Genomic DNA, 19,553 nt, shown 5'->3' on the forward strand with positions numbered 1-19,553 from the left:
CTAGCGGATTTTTAGGAGATTTTGCTGGTTTCTGCCGCTTCTTCCACTTCCACTGCCTGATTTAAAGCGACGGGGGGAATGGGGATAGGAAATACCGACGGCAGCTTAGCGGCGGCATCTTCAGGAGGCTGCCCGGAGTGAAAACGACGGTAACTTAAAACACCGGCTACGGTGATTGCTCCTGTAGCGGCGGCAACCCCTAAAATAAGTTTGTTAGGATTGACATGGAAGGTGGTATTGCTGCCAAAAATGCTTTTACCTTTAGCGAAAGCACAAGCGGAGGCACTGCCAGCATCAAGAGTACCTAAAACAATACCACTGACGAGGGTGGCACTAACGGCGATGGAGGTGAAAAAAGTTTTCTTCATAATTGCCTTGCGGATAGGTTGTCAATAGCGATTATCCTTGCATTATAGATATCTCCATCACAATTGTCTATTTTATTTCCGTTGGTGACATTGGGATAATTTTGTTTAAGAATCATGAATTATCAATATCGTGTCGGGGGTAGTCTTGCCTATAACCATCCTACCTATATCGAGAGAAATGCCGATCGAGAACTGTTAACGGCGTTAAAAAATGGTCAATTTTGCTACGTTTTTAACTGTCGTCAGATGGGTAAATCCAGTTTAAGGGTACGAGTGACTCATATCTTACAGCAATTAGGCATGGATTGCGCGTCCGTAGATATAACCAGCATTGGTAGTAATGATAATTTATCCCAATGGTATAACGGGGTGATTACCCGTTTGTTTTTAGGATTTAATCTGACGGGAAAAATTAATCTTAAATCCTGGTTGCGCGATCGAGAGGATTTACCTCCCGTGCAGCGTTTGGGACAATTTATCGAGGAAGTTTTATTAGTTTATTGTCGGGGAGAGAAAATATATATTTTTATCGACGAGATCGATAAAATTCTCAGTTTACAGTTTTCTCTAGATGACTTTTTTTCCCTGATTCGTTATTGTTATAACCAAAGAGCGGAAAATGCCCAGTATGAAAGAATTACTTTCGCTTTATTCGGTGTTGCTACCCCAGCAGATTTAATTCGCGAAAAGACCCAAACATCTTTTAATATCGGCCAAGCGATCGAATTAACGGGATTTAATCTGGCAGAAATTGCTCCTCTAGCTGCGGGATTATCCAGTCAAAGTAATTATCAACCCGACTGCTTAGAAAAAATTATTTTTTGGACGGGAGGACAGCCATTTTTAACCCAGAAAATCTGTCAGCTATTGCTGGAAAGTAATTTAGATATTGAGACGCTGATCAAAGAGAGAATTATTAATAATTGGGAATCTCATGATGAACCAGTTCATCTGCGAACTATTGCCGATCGCTTGTTAAGAAATCAAGACAAAGCGGGTCGTTTGTTAGGCATCTATCAACAAATTTTAGAAAAAGGTGCAATCCTGTGCGATGATAGTCCAGAACAAGGGGAATTAAGGTTATCGGGATTAGTGGTAAAAAAGGATAATCAATTAGTAGTTTATAATCCTATTTATCGAGAAATATTTAATCTCAATTGGGTGGAAAAACAATTAGAGCAATTGCGTCCCTACTCAGAAGCACTTGCCGCCTGGCAACAGTCTAATTATACCGATGAATCGCGGCTTTTACGCGGAAAAGCTTTAAATAATGCCCTCGATTGGTCTCAGGGGAAAAGCTTAAGTAATCTTGATTATCAGTTTTTAACTGCTAGTCAAAATCTCGATAAAAGAGAGGCAGAAATTAGCCTAGAAACTCAGAAGCAAGCTAATAAAATTCTAGCAATCGCTCACCAAAAAGCCACCAAAAGAATTCAAATTGGCTCGGTAATTTTAATTGCTTCTCTTTTGGGTTCTCTCTTAGCCTTTATTCAGGTAAAACAAGCATGGAAGCAAGTAGAAAGCGCTCAATTAGGTATTCAATTACAGCGCAATGGTGATAGTTATTGGCAACAATTTCAATTTGAACAATTAGAATCTTTAATTGCATCCATGCAAGCAGTCAATAGTTTAAAAAATATCGTTACTGATGACCAAACCTTGAGTAAATATCCTGCTACCAGTCCAATTATTACCCTGCAACAAATTTTAGATCGCATTCAAGAAAAAAACCAACTGCAAGGACACCGGGGGACTATTTATAGTGTTAGTATTAGTCCTGATCGTCAAAAAATTGCCACTGCTTCTCAAGATGGAACGGTAAAAATTTGGAATCAAAAAGGTGAGAATATTCAAACTTTGACAGGTCATCAAGGAGCAGTTTATAGTGTTAGTTTTAGTCCCGATGGTCAAAAAATCGCCACTGCTTCCGAAGATAAAACCGCCAAAATTTGGAACTTGCAAGGGCAAAATTTAGTCACCTATCCTGACCATCAAGAATCAGTTTATAGTGTTAGTTTTAGTCCCGATGGTCAAAAAATTGTCACCACTTCCAGGGATAAAACCGCTAGATTATGGAATTTATCAGGTCAAACTTTACAGGTATTTAAGGGACATAAAAGATCGATAGATGCAGCTAGTTTTAGTCCCGATGGTCAAAAAATTGCCACCGCTTCCCGGGATGGTACGATTAAAATCTGGGATTTATCAGGTAAAATTATCTTGAGTTTAGGTCAAGAAAATATTGAGACTTTTTATAGTGTTAATTTTAGTCCCGACGGTCAAAAAATTGCCGGGGCAGCGGCCGATAAAACTGCTAAAATCTGGGATTTACAGGGAAATTTAATAGCTACTTTCCGGGGACATCAAGATTTTGTCAACAGTGTTAATTTTAGTCCTGATGGACAGTTTATAATTACTGCATCTAGTGACGGTAGTGCTAAAATTTGGGGAATGCAAGGGGAAGAAATAACTACTCTTAGAGGACATCAAGAATCAGTTTTTACTGCTGTATTTAGTCAAGATGGAAAAGAGGTGGTAACTGGATCGAGTGATGAAACGGCTAAAATTTGGCAGCTGAACAATTTAAATAAAACTAGGGTCGATAATACCAGTGTTAGCATTAATTCCCAGGGCAGTATTATCGCTATTGCTAACAAAGATGGTCAAATTACTTTACTCAATTCCCAGGGAAAAAAAATTAGAGAATTTACCACAAAAATGCGCTCAATCTATAGTATAGCTTTTCATCCCGATAGTAATCAGATAGCGATTACAGGAAGAAGTGGAAAAGTACAAATCTGGAGCAAAAAAGGAACAATGCTTCAAGAATTTACCGCTAGTCAAGTACCGATTTATAGTCTTGCTTTTAATGGAGAGGGAACAGCAATAATCACGGGAACAAGCGAGGGAAAAGTTCAATACTGGCATTTAAGCAATCATCGGACTAAATTGATTAATTCTTGGACAGCCGATGATAGTATTATCTATGATTTGGTGTTTTCTCCCGATGACCAAAAAATTGCTACCGCTACTCGGGGAAAGATTAAAATTTGGGATTTACAGGGCAATATTTTAAAGGAGATTAAAACCGATTCTTTTCCCGTTTATGGAGTTAGTTTTAGTCCCGATGGTGAAAAAATCGCTGCTATTTCAAGGGATGGTACAGCTAGACGCTGGGACATTGACGGAAATTTGCGCTCCGAGTTTAAAATAGAAGAAGATATCGTCTATGGGATCACTTTTAGTCCTGATGGTCAAGAAATTGTGATTATTTCTAGGGATGGTCAAAAGCATCGATGGCCCTTAGAAACAGAATATAATTATTTACAAAAATTGCTCGATCGAGGTTGTCTTTGGTTAGAAGATTATCTCGGGAATCGTCCCGAAAAACGAGAAGCTCTATCCCCCTGTACTAGGAAAATAAAACCATTCACATTTTAAAATTGGTTTGACTGGGTGGGGGCAAAGGTTAAATTAATTAGTTAATTTCTTGATCTCTTCGGTTTGTCTTATGAAACGAACAGGGTTATAAGGGATGAAACCCTTATAGAAACAGACATTACTGCGATTTTTGTCAATTGTTTGCAATCTGGAGCGAACTAATCAATTAAATCTCTTGCCAGATCAGGATTTAGTCGATTTATGTCTCCATATAGAATCATACCAAGTAAAGAAGAACCCAACATTTTTGATTTTAACGCTAGAATTTTATCTAATGACCTTTTGTCAACGAGAGAGTCTAGGTATAATCATTGTCTTTGTGTCTTTGCTACTCTAAAAATTTCTTGAGCTGTTGCTGAACCGACAAAACGCCAGTGCCAAGGTTCATAACTAACACCTTGGAAATTGTTTTTCGGAAATGATAGTTCAAAGCCATATTGAGCAGCGTGAACTTCTAGCCAGCGATAGGCTTCAGTAGAGTCGAATGTCAATTTGAGGAAAGTATTAGGACTTTTACCGTCACCAACATCGAGAGCATAGCCTGTATGATGTTCGCTGAAACCTGGAGGCGCACTCAGTTTAGAGGCTGCTTTCTTACTTCCTTGGCGTTGAATTTGTCGCTCAAACAGCTTTTTTTGATCGGCAACTGAGCGAAAGCCAGAAACAGGAATGATCTCAATTCCCTCTTGTTGAGCGGCTAATTGCATCTGTTTAAACATCTCTGCCGCTTCTCGATTTAGATATGCTTTACGTTCGTAGAAAATACCAATTTCCACTAAATCATTAGCATTTTCTTCGTATTTTATATGAAAAGGAATTTCAGTTTGGTTAGGGGGTGAAAGTACAGTGTAATTCTTGGGAGGTGGCGAAGATAGTGAATAGATATCATCAGCACCAGTAACCATGGGCGAAGGAACTGGCAAAGCTTTGGATGTATTTGCCAAAGGATAAGGTCGCTGTAAGGGAGGCGTTAGAGTATTTTTAGGGATAGGAGCAGGGGAAATTAGAGAAGTAGAAGAAACTGAAGGCGAGGTAGAAACTATCGCAGTGGTTGGCGGTTCAGCAGGCTGTTTAAACCCTAAATAAATCGATACACCCATTACAACAATTATAGGAATAATAAAATATCGAAAAGCTGAAATAAAAGATTTCATATTAGTTGTAGTAGATGAAAAAAAGTTCGATAGATATTTGTCACTGAAATTATGTCAACATGGTAGGGACACGACATTAGCAAGGTTCTGTAGGAAGTTATCAACATCACTAAAACGTTCAAGGACAAGCCGTTGACTTAACAATAATGGGATTTATAGTAGTAATTGACTCAAAGCGTTTCAATTCCTCATCAGTCAGTGGTGGATTGTCGGTATCTGATAAAGCATTCGCTTCAATTTCTTCCTCAGTCATAGCCTCGATTTGTGTCCAGTCTGTCTGAGTCTTTAAGGGTACAGTCGTGCCGTCAGAAAGTACAGTCACAACTTAACCGTCAGGTAAAATTCTTGTGGCCTTCATAGACTTTTCTCTCCTTTTTATTGGTTCTCCTTGCTGAAATTAGGCGGGATTTTTCTCCTTGTGGGATGGGCATTTTGCCCGTCAAAAGGCTAAATTACCCCACTGCTGGATAAGTGTTAACTTGCCATCTTTTACTATCCACAGGACAAGCAGAACCTAAATTAGTTATGTTCCATTCAATAAAAGCATTATTATTATTTTGCCAAGTAATAGTGACATCTCCAACACAGTGACCTGAACTTCCAGATAAATCGAAACTACCGTTAAAAGTGTCTCCCACATCACATCTTCCTGTTTTTGAAGAGGAAATTTTAATATAGCCTCTAAAAGGTGGTTTATTAGAGCCAAAAACAGTTTGTACTGAGTTGAGGTTAGTATTGCCAAAACAAATCTGATGCAGGTTAGTAATTTGAGTAAGATTGCTTTCAGAACGCCAAATCAAGTTTGTTCTTGTTGGCTTCAGTTCTTTTACTTGTTTAGTAAGTCTGGCATTTTCTTCTTTTAGTTCTTTTAATTCGGCAAGTCTGGCTTTTTTTTCTTTAAGTTGTGTTTGTACTTGGGACAGTTGGAACAGATTAATAGTAACACTTATTGTTAGTAAAAATACAGATAATAAAGCTAATGTTAATCGGTTTTTATTCCACCAAATTCTATATTTTTTTCCTCGCGTTAGCTCATATCCTTCATAAGCGCGTGTGGGATCAACTTTATATGCTCTGTTATATTTTTCTAATGCTTGTTGATAGTTTTTAGTGTCAAGATAATCTTCAGCCAATTTAAATAAAGCCGTAAAATGATTAGGATTCAGTTTTGCAATTTGTTCATAAATATCGGAACTAGATAAATTACGATTCTCAGCTATATCTTCGGCCAATTCAAAAAGTCTGCAAGCATCTAAATCAACTTTTTCTAAATCCCAGATAGCCTGTCTTAAAGGATAGCGTTTAACCAACCAATAACGAACTAGCTTAACTTTAATTTTGTAGTGAAATTCTGAATTTTCTACTCTCTCTAAAAATTCCCATTGAACTAAATTTTCTGGAGCTTTATTTAAAGCTTCTGTTATGATAACTCCATATTCTCTGAGCAATTTTAAAGGTTCTTCTGTCACTGAATTATTTTTCTTCTCAGCCATTTTCTCCGCTTGCGCTACTGCTGAAAAAACAACTCTTTCAGGAATCGGTAATCCATCTCGAAACCAAGCTAGTCCTCCTTCAGCAGTTTCAATTGCATCATCGACAATTTTAGTAACATCATCACAGGTAATTTCTGACTTATCCTCTTCTTCAGCTTGTAAAAAAAGAGCATTACATATCACTTGAGTAAAATAAGGATGACCTGAACTCAATTCTAAAATTGCATCGATAGCCTGAGAATCATAGTTTAAATAATGTGCAGCAGGTTCAGTAATTAATGCTTTAGCATCTGATTTTTCTAATAAGCCAATTTCTTGATTGACAGCTTGTCTAAATAAGCTTTTTAAGTTGGTTAAATCTTCTACTCTTCTCCCTATTACTGGAATGATAAATAAATTATTGTATTGACCGATAAGAGTTTCCAGATAAGGAAAAAAAGATTCAACTGGGGAATCAGGTGTTTGATCATTTAAAACATCAAATTCGTCTAATAACCAAACCATTTTTCGTTTCTGCTCTTTTAAGACCTCAATTACTTGAGGTAAAAACTCATCAGAGAAAACCGTTTTATAATTCAAGGACAAAGATTCTGATTGAGGAATATTCAACTTATCAGCAATAGTTGAAGCAAGATTTTGTAAGATACTGTCAAGTGGTAGTCGCGTTTTATCATGCAAATCAAAATAGATAAACACGAACTCACCTAGTCCCACAAAATTAGGAATTTGCATGAGTACAGAAGATTTACCAATACGTCTTTGACCATGCAGCAAAACAACTTGTGTATTTTGTTTGAGATTATCTTCAATAAATCTAAAAAGTTTCCGTCGGCCAAAAAATGACTCTCGGTCATAAATGGGACGACCGACAATATAGGGATTTATGTGCCTTGTTTGTGTTGTCATCATGATAATAACCCCCCTACTTGCTCAATGATAGATGCTATCTTATCTTTATTTTGCCATAGCCAACGAATAGCAGTATTAACTCTTGTCGTCTGTTGGCGGCTCATTAAATTAAGGAATCCTCTTTGTCGTTTTTTCAACTCCTCTTCCTGGCTATTCTCGATTTGCTTAATCACCCACCACTCCATTATAGATGAGCAGAAAGAATAAGTAGTATTTTCTTCTCCCTCTACCTTCTTTAAGATACCTCGCTCAACCAAATTATTTAATTCTATTTCTTTTTGACTGAAAATCGCTTCAATTCCGCCGAGAGCGTATCGACTCCTTCCTAATTTGCCTTCTAATTGGGATAAAGCCAGCAACATTAACAAATTTTGCTCTGTTTCAGTGGACAGTTGCCAAATAGCTTGAAATAAGTGTAAAGTGTTTGTTTGAAATTCTTGAATAAATTTTTTCTCATTAAGGTTATTTCCCGAAACCAATTCTTCATATAATAAGAAACAAGCATTTTGCAGTAAAGCTGGATTACCATCAGCAATTTTACGGATAGCTTGTTTCCAACCCAATAGACTCTCACTTCTATCGAGTAAAAGGTTTACTTCCTGATTAGTAAAAGGCTTAAGATTTTCAAATAAATAACCATTATACCAAGGTGATTTATCAGGTGTAAGTTCTGGACCAATTTGACTCAACCGACGAGATGAAGTCACAACTATCGAGATATTTTGCTCCTCGGATTGAGCCAGGGTACGACACTGACTGACGAAGGTATCTATATCAGCTTTCGTATATTGGGAATTGGGACGTAAGGTTACATCGTAATTATCGATAAGTAAAACTAAAAATTTACCCTGTTCTTTAAGTAAACGCAAGATAATAAGCAAATCATTAACTGTGGCTTCTGGTTTTTCTGAAAGAGTATCAATACTGGTTTTTAAGAAAGAAAAATTATTCTTAATTGTTACTAAAATATTGCGCCAAAAATCAGAAATCTTAAAAGGTTCCAGGCTTTGACAGTCAATGAATACAACAACTGCTTGGTTATAATCTTGCCCGCATTGTTCCCAGATAATAGGATATGTTAGCAGTTTTAAAAAAGATGATTTGCCCATACCCGGACCACCCCAAACCGCTAGAGAACTACGGCTTCTAATCTGATGCAATGCTCTCCTGATTAATGTCTTTCTTCCAATGAAATTTTCAGGAGTAACTCGTTGACCAATAGTGAAAGGATTTGAAGGCATGATCATTTTTTTAGACCCGATTGGAAAAATCAAGGAAGAATGCTTACCCAGTTTGATATTGAGGCTTTAATCTCCCAACCACCAAATCTATTATAGAACCCATTTGGTATCTTTTATAATGTAGATGCTAGGCTGAAAAGGTGAAGCGAAAACCTTGTCCATTATAGGTTTCAGGGAAGAGAGTCTGTAGCCTGTTTAACGGCAATAAGTACCTAAGCAAAATTAATTACACATTTCGATCAAGCTTTTGCCTTTTGCCTCTTGCCTTTTGCCTATCCTAACCAAGAAATTAATTTTGCACGACTACTTACTTTGGTCTGAACCCCGTCAGTGAATGCGCCACCGTCTAGTCGTCCCCGAAAATCAATAGAGGAGTAAGCTAAAATGTACTCAAGTAGTATGACGAATGAAGAGTAGTCTATCGCAGAACCGCTATTGCCAAAGAAGAAATTGACTGGCCCCCCCGAAAGGGACAAAACGACAGATTTTAGAGGGGATTTTCTATCAACTCAAAAATGGCTGTAATTGGCGGGAATTCCCGAAAGATTTCTCTCCCTACTCCACCATGTTCTGGCATTATAAACAGTGGAAAAGTCAGGGAATCATGGTTCTTCGGTTTGTGTTATGCAATGGACGGGGTTTATAATAAATGTAACCCTTATATAGAAAGACATTTGGCAATTTTTGTCAATTGTTTTCGATCTAGAACTAACTAATCAATTAAGTCTCTTGCCAGATAAGGATTTAGTCGATTTATGCCCCCCCTATCGAACCATACCAAGTAACGAAGAACCATTTCTTGGGTAATTATTGCCTAACCTACCCGCTCAATAGTCTTAACTTTTAATCCGATGAGGGGGGATTTTCTGCGCTTGGCGATCGAGTTTCTAGGGGAGTATCTTCTCCGATAGTTTTTTCTGGGGGCAAATCTTCCTCTGGGGGGGAATTTTCTTCACTTTTTGAGCGAGTTTCTGGGGGAGTATCTTTTTCGATATTTTCTTCTGGAGACAAATCTTCCTCGGTAACTTCAATAATCACCGTTTCGCTAACAGCAATAGTTTCGACTTCAACAGTTGCGACAGGTTCAGTCGGGGGAATTTCTGGGGGATTTTCGGAAGAGTTGATCTCTTCCGTTGCCAAATCAAAATCATCGAAATCATCGAAATCATCGAAAGTTTCCCCATCATCAATAATTTCTGCGGCTTTTTCCCCAATTTCTGTCACTGATTCTGTAATAGTTTCCCCGATAGCCGCCGCTTTTTCTATAACGGGGTCCACCGTTTCTTGAGCTTTTTCCGCAATTTCTGTCACTGATTCTGTAATAGTTTCCCCGATAGCCGCCGCTTTTTCTATAACGGGGTCCACCGTTTCTTTAACCGTTTCTTTAACTTTTGCCGCTACTTTCTCAGCTTTAGCTTTAGTTTTAGGGGATTGAGAGGGAGTAACTTTCCCCAGACGATTGCCTAACCAACCGACAATAGTAAATAATTTAACCGGTTTGTCGGGATAAAAAAGTGCTTGTCTGAGTTTGAGAGTTTGCCAAGCGAAAGCAATAAATAATATGGCTGCGGCAACTTGTCCCAGGAGGATAGCGCCTGTAATCCTTCCCGCGCACAACCAGAGAACAAGGGCATAGAATAATCCTACCGCACTCCAGAGAAAATCATCTTGACGGTGGCGATCGGGGGCGATAAAAGCGGTGGTGAGGAGGTACAGACTACTCAATCCCACAACAACCGCTAGGATATAGGGCAACATTTGCGATTCTCCTTTGACATTTCCTTTTTTATTGTGCGTTATTTGGGGTCGATCGAGTCTATTTTTTGATTAATTTTCAAAATTATCGAGTCAAATTGTCTTCACCGGTGTTTATGAATAGGCAGCGTCAATATTAGAAAATTCTTGGTTTATCCTCTTATGCTGGTGCTGATCAGATTAAACAAGCTTTCGGATCAAATGATTAAGTTTTGGTCTTTAACAAGCAAAGAGGAATTAGGAACCCTTGATCAACCCACAGACAAACTGTTATCTTTAGCAATTAGTGCCGATGAGAAATATTTAATTAGTGGTAGTGCTGACAAAAATGTAAAAATTTGGCAAAATGGGCAATAGTAACATCAAGATAAGTAAGTAGTTATAATTAAATTGAAGATAAATTTCGCTTCTGATCCCCCCTGCCCCCCTTAATAAGGGGGGTGCCGATTCCCCCTTAGTCCCCCCTTGATCAGAGGGGTGTCTGACAACTTTTAACACCTACCTACTTAACTGCTATAATTAGAAGCTCATGCCGACAATATTTTATTGGGGAGAAGATGAATTTGCTATTAACCAAGCGGTGAAAAATCTGCAAGCAAAACTTCTTGATCCCAATTGGATACAGTTCAATTATGATAAAATTAATGGTGATCGCAATGAAGCAATTATCGAGGCCCTCAATCAAGCGATGACTCCAGTTTTCGGCATGGGAAATCGTTTGGTTTGGTTAGCCGATACGGTTATTTGTCAACAATGTTCCGAGGATATTTTTAAGGAATTACAGCGCACTTTGCCCAATTTACCCGAAAATTCCTATCTGTTATTAACCAGTGCCAAAAAACCCGACTCCCGCTTAAAATCGAGTAAGTTTATCCAAAATCAGGCGGAGGTTAAAGAATTTGAACTAATTCCGCCTTGGAAAGTCGAGGAAATTGCCCAAAGAGTTAGGGAAATTGCCAAAGAAGTGGGAGTAAAATTAACTCCCGATGCGATCGAACTCTTAGCGGAAGCGGTGGGAAATAATAGCCGCTTGCTGTGGATGGAGTTAGAAAAACTGCGTTTATTTAAAAATAATTCGGCGGGAACTATTGACAAAAAGGACATTTTAAGCTTAGTCAACGCCAGCAATCAAAGCAGCTTACAGTTAGCCAGTGCTATTTTAAAACGGGAGACAGGCAAAGCCCTAGAATTAGTCAATGAATTATTAAATCGTAACGAGAACCCCTTGGCTATCACCGCCACCCTAGGGGGTCAATTTCGCACTTGGGCAATAGTGAAATTAAAAATTGAAGAAGGAGAAAAAGACGACAAAAATATCGCCGCCGCCGCCGAAATTGCCAATCCCAAGCGACTGTATTTCATTCGCAAAGAGATACAATCCTTTTCTTCTAAGCAACTTCTGGCCACCTTGCCCATACTTCTCGAATTAGAATATCGTCTCAAGCGGGGTGCAGAACCTTTGGCAACCTTGCAAACCAAAATTATTGAACTTTGTTGTTTATTGGTGACTTAAGTAGGTAGGTATTAAAAACTTTCAGATCCCCCCGCCTATCGGCACCCCCCTTATCAAGGGGGGCAGGGGGGATCGAACCTAAAATCTATTTTTGATTTAATTATAACCAGCTACTTAATACTCTTCCTTACCTTTCAGAAATCCTCTAGAATAAGATTCTATGGACTTCAGACTTCTAAATAACCACAATGACCGATGATGCCATCCCTAGTCTAAACTTAGCGATCTCTAGTTTAACCACGAGTAATAATTTCGCCCGTTGGGTGACGAAAGCACCCCTACCGGGGGGATATGTGCATCATGACTGTGAATGGACCGAGAGTCTAACCACGGAATGGATGGCATGGCAGGAAATGTTCTGTCTGCAAAAAATGCCGACCTTGCCGATGTTAGAGCAATTAGAAGCAAATTCTCGACCTAAACTGACTCTTTCGGGAGAAGGCGGCAGTTATGGCGGTCAATTAATGCAGAAACTAGGTATTAGTCTCTGGCAATGGTTATTTCAAGCATCAATTAGTCAAAGTTTTGCCCAAAGTCAGGGAATCGCCCTCGGCAAAAATCAGCCCCTGCGAATTCGCTTGGAATGTCGCAATCCCCATTTAATTCTGCTGCCCTGGGAAATTATGCAGCAAGCAGGTAAACAGGCCATATCTCTGCATCCGAATATACTCTTTAGCCGCACCACCAGCGATGTGGATCCACTGCCACCGATAAAATCGAGTAATAGTCTCAATATTCTCTTAGTTATCGGCGAAAAACAGATTAAAACCGCAGCTAGTTCCCGCAATCTCACCGCCATTAATACGGGTGGAGAAACTAATTCCGACCAGGCACTGGAATCCGAGGCCGCCAATCTCATCCGGGCCATCTCCCCTGGGGGCAGTAGTTCCCTCCCTGAGAATTTGGGAGTGAAAGTCAAGGTCGATACCTTAATTCGACCGGAGGCCGAAGAACTGACCAGGGCCTTGGATACGGGTCAATATCAAGCTTTTTTCTACGCTGGTCACGGAATGGCCGCCCCCAATGGCGGTTCCCTATTTCTGCGGACAGGGGAACAGCTAAACGGGACGGAGTTGGCCCAAGTTTTGGTGAGAAATCAGGTCATTTTAACGGTTTTTAATGCCTGTTGGGGTGCTTATCCCGCTAAATCGGGTCAGGAGATGATCCCCCGCAGCAGTCTGGCGGAAGTCTTGATTCACCACGGCGTTCCCGCAGTTTTGGCCATGCGAGATGCGATCGCTGATCGAGAGGCCTTAAGTTTTATCGAAGTTTTTACCCGCACCCTCTTCGGGTTCAAAGACAAAGAAGCGCAGATGTCCAAGTTGTTTCCCGCTCCAAGAGTCCCTATTGATCAGGCCGTTCGTATCGCCAGGCAGCAATTATTAACCCTCTACAAGTACAATCAACCCGCTTGGACTTTGCCGATTCTCTATATGCACCCGGAATTCGACGGGCAATTGCTGCAAACCCTTGATGAGACTCAATCACCGACGGTTATGCCCAATGTCTCCGGAACCATGCCCGCCGCTTTCTTATACTATCTCGATCGTCCCGAAAGAAAATGGTCAATCCGTGGTGGTGGCATGAATATAGGACGGGACATGGAAAATGATCTACAGATTACTGAAAAATCGGTTAGTAAAAACCATTGTCGGATAATTTGCCGTAAAAAACCCGATCATCCAGACTATCAATACTTTCTCGAAGATTTCTCCCGTTTTGGTACTTTTATCTACCAAGATGGCCACTGGAAACAGGTACATAACCAAGAAGTTCCCCTAGAGTCCGGTTTACAGATTCGCTTCGGCAGTTACCAAGGCCAAATCCTCGCATTTGTGGTCGAATAATTAGGGTTTGTCGAAAAAGTTTGTCGTCGGGTGTGGGGTGTGGGGTGTGGGGTGTGGGGTGTGGGGTGTGGGGTGTGGGAAGAATAAATAAAAATAATCTCCTGTCTCCTGTCTCCTGTCTCCTGTCTCCTGTCTCCTGTCGACCGCCTTCGTTAACTAACTTTTTGCTTCCTCTTTCAGGGAATAAATTGGTTTAAACCAACCTTTGCGCCAGAAGTAAAAAATCAAGCCCCCCGCTACGGCTAACATGACTAACCAGACAAGGAAATAACTCCATTCTCCTTTCAATTCTGGCATATTCTCGAAGTTCATGCCATAGACACCAACGATAAAAGTTAAGGGAATAAAAATCGTCGAAATTACGGTTAAAAACTTCATAATTTCGTTTAATTTATTGCCCATAGTGGACATATAAACATCCATCAAACTCGCCGCTAATTCTCGATAAGCTTCGATAATTTCCAGAATTTGAATGACGTGGTCGTAGGAATCCCGAAAATAAATTTGTACTTCATCGCTGACTATACCATGATGGTCACGCATGAGTAGATGTAGGACATTTCGCATCGGCCAAATTAAGCGACGCAGTGCCAATAATTCCCGACGGACATCATAGATTTCCTGCATTGTATCTCGATCGGGATTACTAATGATCATATCTTCCAACGCTTCAATCCGATCTTCGTAGTGTTCTACCACGGGAAAATAACCATCGATAATCGTGTCTAATAATAAATAGGTTAAATAATCCGCCCCCGATTTCCGTACTCGTCCCTGGGAAGTGCGAATTCGATCTCTCACTATCTCAAAACAGTCCTGTAATTCCTCCTCTTGAAAACTTAAAAGATAGCGTTTTCCCAAGACAAAACTCACCTGTTCCGTATCAAACCCGCTTTCATCTTCTTTCAGTCGCACCATCTGAGAAATCACTAACAATTGATTGTTATAGTCCTCTAACTTCGGTCGCTGCGGCACATTAACCACATCTTCTAATAACAAAGGATGCAGATTAAAAATTTCCCCTACTTGTTTTAAAACCGTCTCACTACCTAACCCTTGAATATCCATCCAAGACACGGTATTTGTGCCAATATAGGGGGCGCAAGCATTGGGAGTAATATCCACCTTGCGAATGGCGTTATCTTCATCGTAGTCGATTAAAATAATCCGCGAGGGTTTGGCATCCGGTTCAATAATTAATGTCCCCGGTTCACTACCCGGTTCATCATAAAAATAATCGAAGTAGTCTTCTTCCTCGTCTGCTTCGGTATCAGGACGATTGTTGACGAATATATCGGGTTGTAGTTGGGTCATAAGCTTACAACAATCTGGCTAATTTGGGCAATAAGAAAACAGAGAAGTTAAAAAATTTAATTTGCCTAAAGTTACTATCTATCGCCATGAGATTACAGTAAACTGAAAATTGTTTACTGATTTATTCCCTCCTGATAATTGTCAACGATCAGATTAATCGGGAGAATTAGCCATCTTGACGGCCAAAATTTATGGAATCCGCCTCTTTTATTCCCCGTCTAGTTATCCCCGTCGGTGATCCCGCCGGGATCGGCCCTGAAGTGGTGTTAAAAGCGATCGCCGATTCCCCCATCTCGTGCAGTTGTCAGATTACTCTAATCGGCACAAGAACGCTTCTCGAAAAAGCCTATCACGATCCCCATCTTCTCGATCGCTTTTCTCTGATCGATTTGCCCTACAATCAAGAAAAAATCGTTTGCGGGCGTGGGGATGCCCACAGTGGTGAAATCAGCTTTCTTTACCTGCAAGAAGCCATAAAACGCACCCTCAAGGGCGAATTTGATGGTATTGTCACCGGTCCGATTGCCAAATCCTGTTGGCAGTTGGCCGGTTATGATTTCCCCGGTCAAACGGAGGTTTTAGCTACCATGGCGGGAATTAACCGTTATGGGATGCTATTCGTCGCTAAATCCCCTCACACCGGCTATAACTTACGCACTCTCCTCGCCACTACCCACATACCCCTGCGAGAAGTTCCTGATGCTCTTAACCCCGATCTGATGACCCGAAAACTAGACCTATTGATCGAGTCTTTAAAGCTAGATTTCGGCATCGATCGCCCAAAAATCGCCATATCCGGCCTTAATCCCCACAGTGGCGAAGCGGGAAAACTGGGAAGGGAAGAAAAGGACTGGTTACAGCCTTGGCTAGAGTCAATGGCGCAAAAATACCCGCAAACCCAATTAATCGGCCTTGTCCCCCCCGATACGCTTTGGGTGGAACCGGGGCGCGCTTGGTTTAGCGGTCAAGGGCAACCCGCCGACGCATATCTGGCATTATACCACGATCAGGGACTAATTCCCGTCAAATTAATGGCTTTTGACTGTGCTGTTAATACTACCATCGGTTTACCTTTTGTTCGCACCTCTCCAGACCACGGGACAGCTTTTGATATCGCCGGTCTTGGCATCGCTAGGGCCCAGAGTATGCAAGCGGCGATCCAATTAGCGATCGAATTATGTCAGCAGCGGGACAACCGGAGAACTAAACTAGAGATATAGCGCTCGATAGGAGACAATTGGGATATGGGTATCGCTTCAGTTAACCCTGCCACTGGAGAAATTCTCAAGACTTTTACCCCTCTAACCTCGGAGGAATTGGCGGCGAAATTGGCCCTAGCTGAGGCCACTTTTCAGCAGTATCGCCGGACCGCCATCAGTGAACGGGGACAGTGGTTACGGCAAGCGGCGGACATTTTGGAACGGGATCAGGTGGCATTGGCTAAAACCATGACTTTAGAAATGGGGAAACCGATCAAATCAGCGATCGCAGAAGTCCTCAAATGTGCCTTGGTTTGTCGTTTTTATGCCGATAATGCCGCCGGTTATCTGGAAGATGTGTTGATTGCCACCGATGCTAGTCGCAGTTTTGTCCGTTATCAACCGTTAGGGGTAATTTTAGCGGTTATGCCCTGGAATTTCCCTTTATGGCAAGTATTTCGCTTTGCTGCCCCCGCTTTAATGGCGGGAAATGTCGGTGTACTCAAACACGCTTCTAATGTCCCCCAATCAGCTTTAGCGGTGGAAAGAATTTTATTAGAAGCCGGTTTTCCCGAAGGTGCTTTTCAAACTCTTTTGATCGGGGCCGATCGCGTTAGTGATTTAATTAACGATGAACGGGTAAAAGCCGCCACTTTAACCGGTAGTGAACCGGCGGGGATGAGTTTAGCGGCCGCCGCGGGAAAACAGATCAAAAAAGTGGTTTTGGAGTTGGGAGGTAGTGATCCTTTTATCGTTTTAGATACTGCCGATATCGAGGCGGCAGCGGCTACGGCAGTGACGGCGCGATTGTTAAATAATGGTCAGACTTGTATCGCCGCTAAACGGTTTATTGTTATGGAAACTGTCGCCGATCAATTTGAACAGTTATTAGTGGCCAAATTCCAAGCTTTAAGAGTGGGTGATCCCCTCGATGAAACTGTTGATATCGGTCCTTTGGCCACGGTATCGATCGTCTCGGAAATTGCCCATCAAGTCGAAAAAACCGTCGCTATGGGTGGTAAAGTCCTTGTGGGGGGTCAACGTTTAGAGGGAAAAGGTAACTTTTATCTACCAACGATTTTAACCGATATTCCTGTCGGTTCTCCGGGGGAAAAAGAGGAATTTTTTGGACCGGTGGCTTTACTATTTCGAGTCAAAAATATCGATGAAGCGATCGCTTTAGCTAATGATAGTCCCTTTGGTTTAGGTTCTAGTGCTTGGACGAATAACCCCGCAGAAATTGAGCGTTTAATTACCGAAATTGAGGCCGGTTGTGTGTTTATTAACGGTATGGTTAAATCCGATCCTCGCTTGCCCTTTGGGGGTATTAAACGTTCTGGTTTTGGACGGGAATTAAGTGTCGAAGGTATTCGCGAATTTGTCAACGTTAAAACTGTTTGGATTAAGTAAATCAGTAGGGTGGGTTAGCAACGCGTAACCCACCACCATAACCAAAATCACCCACCACAATTGTCGGTGCGTTACGCTATCGAAGAGCGCACCCTACGGATTAAAAATATGCCGCGCATTTTTGATCATATTGAGTCCCATTTATGGCCAATTTTACAGAAAAGGGGCTGATTTTTGTGTGGGTTATTTTAATTTGCGCGGTTGGCAGTAACCTTTACACCTTTAATACCTTTGACCTTTATGATGAGCTAAGGCCATTTGATAACAAGAAATGGGGGATACTCCTTTTAATCCTTGTCCTCAGTCATTTCTTCCCAAATAGCAACGACTATACTAATAGGTAAAAAAACAACAAGAAAGGGAATATAAATTAAAGTTATTAATAAATCAATCAAAAAAATTAGGTCTCGAATATTATATTTACAAAAACGAAATAAGCCATTTTCAAATTGATTCCACAATCGGTAAAGCCACCTCATACTAAATCCGTTGAGTATAGGCTACTTATCAGGAGAGGCACTCATGCAAAAGGGAGAATAAATAATCAGTCTTTAATAACCAGATTTAGTATTACTCTACGTTTCATTTTTAAACTATCTACACTTGTGTTCATAACCCTTTGAAAGTGAAGAGATACTTTTTTAGCGTATCTGGATTTTGTGTATGTTCTCAGTTTTTTTAAACTTTTTTACTCTTAATAGAAAGAATAGATTCATAAATAGGGTCTGCTGAATAAATGTGAAATATAGACGAGGTAAGGGTTTTAGGGTTTTGTTTGGCGAAACAGGTGCAAGATTTTGAGAGAATCGTGGTTCAAAACCTGGCATCTTCATCGGCCCGCGTCCTGTAGGGGCGAAGCATTCGGGCATAACCTATCGGTGAAACCGTAGATTTCCTATCCGAATGCTTCGCCCCTACTTTTTGCCGCAAGCCCTAAATATATTTTTATTCCTCATAATAGCCCCATTCATGCAATTGTACTCCTGACTCCTAACCCAACCAACAAACTTTTTCAGCCAACCCTACTTAGGTTCTCACTAAGGATTTATTGACAGTGGCTTCAATTTGATAAATAGATGAAAGGACGCTACCTTGATGATTATTGACCAGATCGTATTTGACTTCTTGTAAATAATTAAAAATGGCATCCCGCAGAATCGGTTTTTCAATGTTTACCCGGTGCTGATAGTCCCATAAATCCCAAACTATCAAACCAATTCCCACGATTGGATCGATTAATTCTGCCCCAAAACTACTCGCTACTGCCCCACCGGTTTTAGTAGCAATTTTCGCCCCCGTTTTTCCCGCTAGGGACAAATAAACTGTACTGCCCACTTTCATCACTGGGACCAGAGATTTAACTCCTAAAGCAGTGGTGCCACCGACTAAAAGTTTAATTGATGTGTTAGAAATATTGCCCTCGGTATCTTTAATTGTTACGGCTATATCACTAAGATAACGGTCCCATTTGCCTTGGGGAATTTGATAACTAGCCTGTATATTTGCCAATTCATTGCTTAAATTATTGACATATAAATTAACAGCATCCCTAGTAATTCTCTCTAGACGCAATTGAGCCTCTTGGGGACGAATTACCCGTTTAGTAAACTCGGTTTGAATAGTTTTGGTCAAATTTTCTGCCACCACCTGTTCCGGGGGTGGATTATCTGTATTGACCCAGTGAGCGATCGAGGAGTATAATCCGCTTAAAAAGGCCTTGCCCTCAAATTGTTTTTGATTGAAATAGTTAAAATACCAAGGCAGAAAACCCTGATCTACTCGTGTCATCAACCTGACTGACGGACACAAGTGGGTCAAAACCTGACAAGACAAGGGTTGCCAAAAAGAAAAATATCTGGGTAGATAGGGAAAAAGCAAGAATCCCTACAAGATGAAAACCGAGAACAGA

General features: G+C 40.7%; 14 protein-coding genes and 1 pseudogene. 7 read left to right on the top strand and 8 right to left on the bottom strand.

The annotated features are described in order from the left end of the window. Positions 1-11: 11 nt before the first annotated feature. On the bottom strand, positions 12-368 hold the full coding sequence (locus EWV68_RS13375) for a hypothetical protein (protein WP_287170075.1): 357 nt from the start codon (positions 366-368) through the stop codon (positions 12-14). Between the two features lie 114 nt (positions 369-482). Here EWV68_RS13375 and EWV68_RS13380 point away from each other — a divergent pair, with 114 nt between their 5' ends. After that, positions 483-3,809, top strand: a complete 3,327-nt coding sequence (locus EWV68_RS13380) for an AAA-like domain-containing protein (RefSeq protein ID WP_287170076.1) — start codon at positions 483-485, stop codon at positions 3,807-3,809. A 308-nt stretch (positions 3,810-4,117) separates the two neighbouring features. Here EWV68_RS13380 and EWV68_RS13385 read toward each other — a convergent pair whose 3' ends face one another. The 4 genes from EWV68_RS13385 to EWV68_RS13400 all read right to left on the bottom strand — a co-directional run bounded on the left by EWV68_RS13385 (position 4,118) and on the right by EWV68_RS13400 (position 8,606). Then, complete coding sequence (locus EWV68_RS13385) at positions 4,118-4,963, bottom strand: M15 family metallopeptidase (protein WP_287170078.1); 846 nt, start codon at positions 4,961-4,963, stop codon at positions 4,118-4,120. Positions 4,964-5,081: 118 nt separating this feature from the next. Continuing rightward, entirely contained in the window at positions 5,082-5,285 is a 204-nt protein-coding gene (locus EWV68_RS13390; RefSeq protein WP_103111752.1) for a hypothetical protein, read from the bottom strand. Between the two features lie 130 nt (positions 5,286-5,415). Then, on the bottom strand, positions 5,416-7,365 hold the full coding sequence (locus EWV68_RS13395; RefSeq protein ID WP_103111751.1) for an ATP-binding protein: 1,950 nt from the start codon (positions 7,363-7,365) through the stop codon (positions 5,416-5,418). Then, positions 7,362-8,606 (bottom strand): NACHT domain-containing protein, encoded by a 1,245-nt coding sequence (locus EWV68_RS13400; protein WP_238142345.1) that lies wholly within the window; start codon positions 8,604-8,606, stop codon positions 7,362-7,364. Before EWV68_RS13400 ends, EWV68_RS13395 begins: the two co-directional genes overlap by 4 nt. Before the next feature lie 496 nt (positions 8,607-9,102). Here EWV68_RS13400 and EWV68_RS21905 point away from each other — a divergent pair, with 496 nt between their 5' ends. Continuing rightward, positions 9,103-9,252: a transposase gene (locus EWV68_RS21905; RefSeq protein ID WP_353734431.1), complete on the top strand. Its 150-nt coding sequence runs from the start codon at positions 9,103-9,105 to the stop codon at positions 9,250-9,252. Between the two features lie 197 nt (positions 9,253-9,449). On the opposite strand, the gene EWV68_RS13405 is transcribed toward EWV68_RS21905, so the two are convergent. After that, on the bottom strand, positions 9,450-10,364 hold the full coding sequence (locus EWV68_RS13405; RefSeq protein ID WP_287170080.1) for a Ycf66 family protein: 915 nt from the start codon (positions 10,362-10,364) through the stop codon (positions 9,450-9,452). A 198-nt stretch (positions 10,365-10,562) separates the two neighbouring features. Here EWV68_RS13405 and EWV68_RS13410 point away from each other — a divergent pair, with 198 nt between their 5' ends. From EWV68_RS13410 to EWV68_RS13420, 3 genes are all read left to right on the top strand, one after another. Next, a complete protein-coding gene (locus tag EWV68_RS13410; protein WP_287170082.1) occupies positions 10,563-10,718 on the top strand; it encodes a WD40 repeat domain-containing protein in 156 nt (51 codons plus the stop codon). A gap of 172 nt (positions 10,719-10,890) precedes the next feature. Then, positions 10,891-11,874, top strand: coding sequence for a DNA polymerase III subunit delta (holA, locus tag EWV68_RS13415; RefSeq protein ID WP_061430201.1), 984 nt, complete (start codon positions 10,891-10,893; stop codon positions 11,872-11,874). Between the two features lie 188 nt (positions 11,875-12,062). Further along, the gene (locus EWV68_RS13420) at positions 12,063-13,721 is read left to right on the top strand and encodes a CHAT domain-containing protein (RefSeq protein WP_287170084.1); all 1,659 of its coding nucleotides are present in this window, start codon (positions 12,063-12,065) and stop codon (positions 13,719-13,721) included. Between the two features lie 156 nt (positions 13,722-13,877). On the opposite strand, the gene corA is transcribed toward EWV68_RS13420, so the two are convergent. Further along, the gene (gene corA / locus EWV68_RS13425) at positions 13,878-15,035 is read right to left on the bottom strand and encodes a magnesium/cobalt transporter CorA (RefSeq protein ID WP_061430199.1); all 1,158 of its coding nucleotides are present in this window, start codon (positions 15,033-15,035) and stop codon (positions 13,878-13,880) included. Between the two features lie 191 nt (positions 15,036-15,226). Between corA and pdxA the strand changes: the two genes are divergently transcribed. Together pdxA and EWV68_RS13435 are read left to right on the top strand one after the other, a co-directional pair. Continuing rightward, positions 15,227-16,255 (top strand): 4-hydroxythreonine-4-phosphate dehydrogenase PdxA, encoded by a 1,029-nt coding sequence (pdxA, locus tag EWV68_RS13430; RefSeq protein ID WP_061430198.1) that lies wholly within the window; start codon positions 15,227-15,229, stop codon positions 16,253-16,255. 24 nt (positions 16,256-16,279) lie between these two features. Further along, positions 16,280-17,644, top strand: a complete 1,365-nt coding sequence (locus tag EWV68_RS13435) for an NAD-dependent succinate-semialdehyde dehydrogenase (protein WP_061430197.1) — start codon at positions 16,280-16,282, stop codon at positions 17,642-17,644. 1,026 nt (positions 17,645-18,670) lie between these two features. Here EWV68_RS13435 and EWV68_RS13440 read toward each other — a convergent pair. Continuing rightward, positions 18,671-19,435, bottom strand: a pseudogene (locus EWV68_RS13440) (hypothetical protein); the annotation flags it as partial. Positions 19,436-19,553: the final 118 nt, after the last annotated feature.

This window comes from Microcystis sp. M_QC_C_20170808_M9Col (assembly GCF_007095495.1).
Classification (GTDB): domain Bacteria; phylum Cyanobacteriota; class Cyanobacteriia; order Cyanobacteriales; family Microcystaceae; genus Microcystis; species Microcystis aeruginosa.

Excerpts from the sequence above, each read along its gene's own strand:
- EWV68_RS13375 (WP_287170075.1), bottom strand. The coding sequence starts at position 368 with ATGAAGAAAACTTTTTTCACCTCCATCGCCGTTAGTGCCACCCTCGTC.
- EWV68_RS13380 (WP_287170076.1), top strand. The coding sequence starts at position 483 with ATGAATTATCAATATCGTGTCGGGGGTAGTCTTGCCTATAACCATCCT.
- EWV68_RS13385 (WP_287170078.1), bottom strand. The coding sequence starts at position 4,963 with ATGAAATCTTTTATTTCAGCTTTTCGATATTTTATTATTCCTATAATT.
- EWV68_RS13395 (WP_103111751.1), bottom strand. The coding sequence starts at position 7,365 with ATGATGACAACACAAACAAGGCACATAAATCCCTATATTGTCGGTCGT.
- EWV68_RS13400 (WP_238142345.1), bottom strand. The coding sequence starts at position 8,606 with ATGCCTTCAAATCCTTTCACTATTGGTCAACGAGTTACTCCTGAAAAT.
- EWV68_RS13405 (WP_287170080.1), bottom strand. The coding sequence starts at position 10,364 with ATGTTGCCCTATATCCTAGCGGTTGTTGTGGGATTGAGTAGTCTGTAC.
- EWV68_RS13410 (WP_287170082.1), top strand. The coding sequence starts at position 10,563 with ATGATTAAGTTTTGGTCTTTAACAAGCAAAGAGGAATTAGGAACCCTT.
- holA (WP_061430201.1), top strand. The coding sequence starts at position 10,891 with ATGCCGACAATATTTTATTGGGGAGAAGATGAATTTGCTATTAACCAA.
- EWV68_RS13420 (WP_287170084.1), top strand. The coding sequence starts at position 12,063 with ATGACCGATGATGCCATCCCTAGTCTAAACTTAGCGATCTCTAGTTTA.
- corA (WP_061430199.1), bottom strand. The coding sequence starts at position 15,035 with ATGACCCAACTACAACCCGATATATTCGTCAACAATCGTCCTGATACC.
- pdxA (WP_061430198.1), top strand. The coding sequence starts at position 15,227 with ATGGAATCCGCCTCTTTTATTCCCCGTCTAGTTATCCCCGTCGGTGAT.
- EWV68_RS13435 (WP_061430197.1), top strand. The coding sequence starts at position 16,280 with ATGGGTATCGCTTCAGTTAACCCTGCCACTGGAGAAATTCTCAAGACT.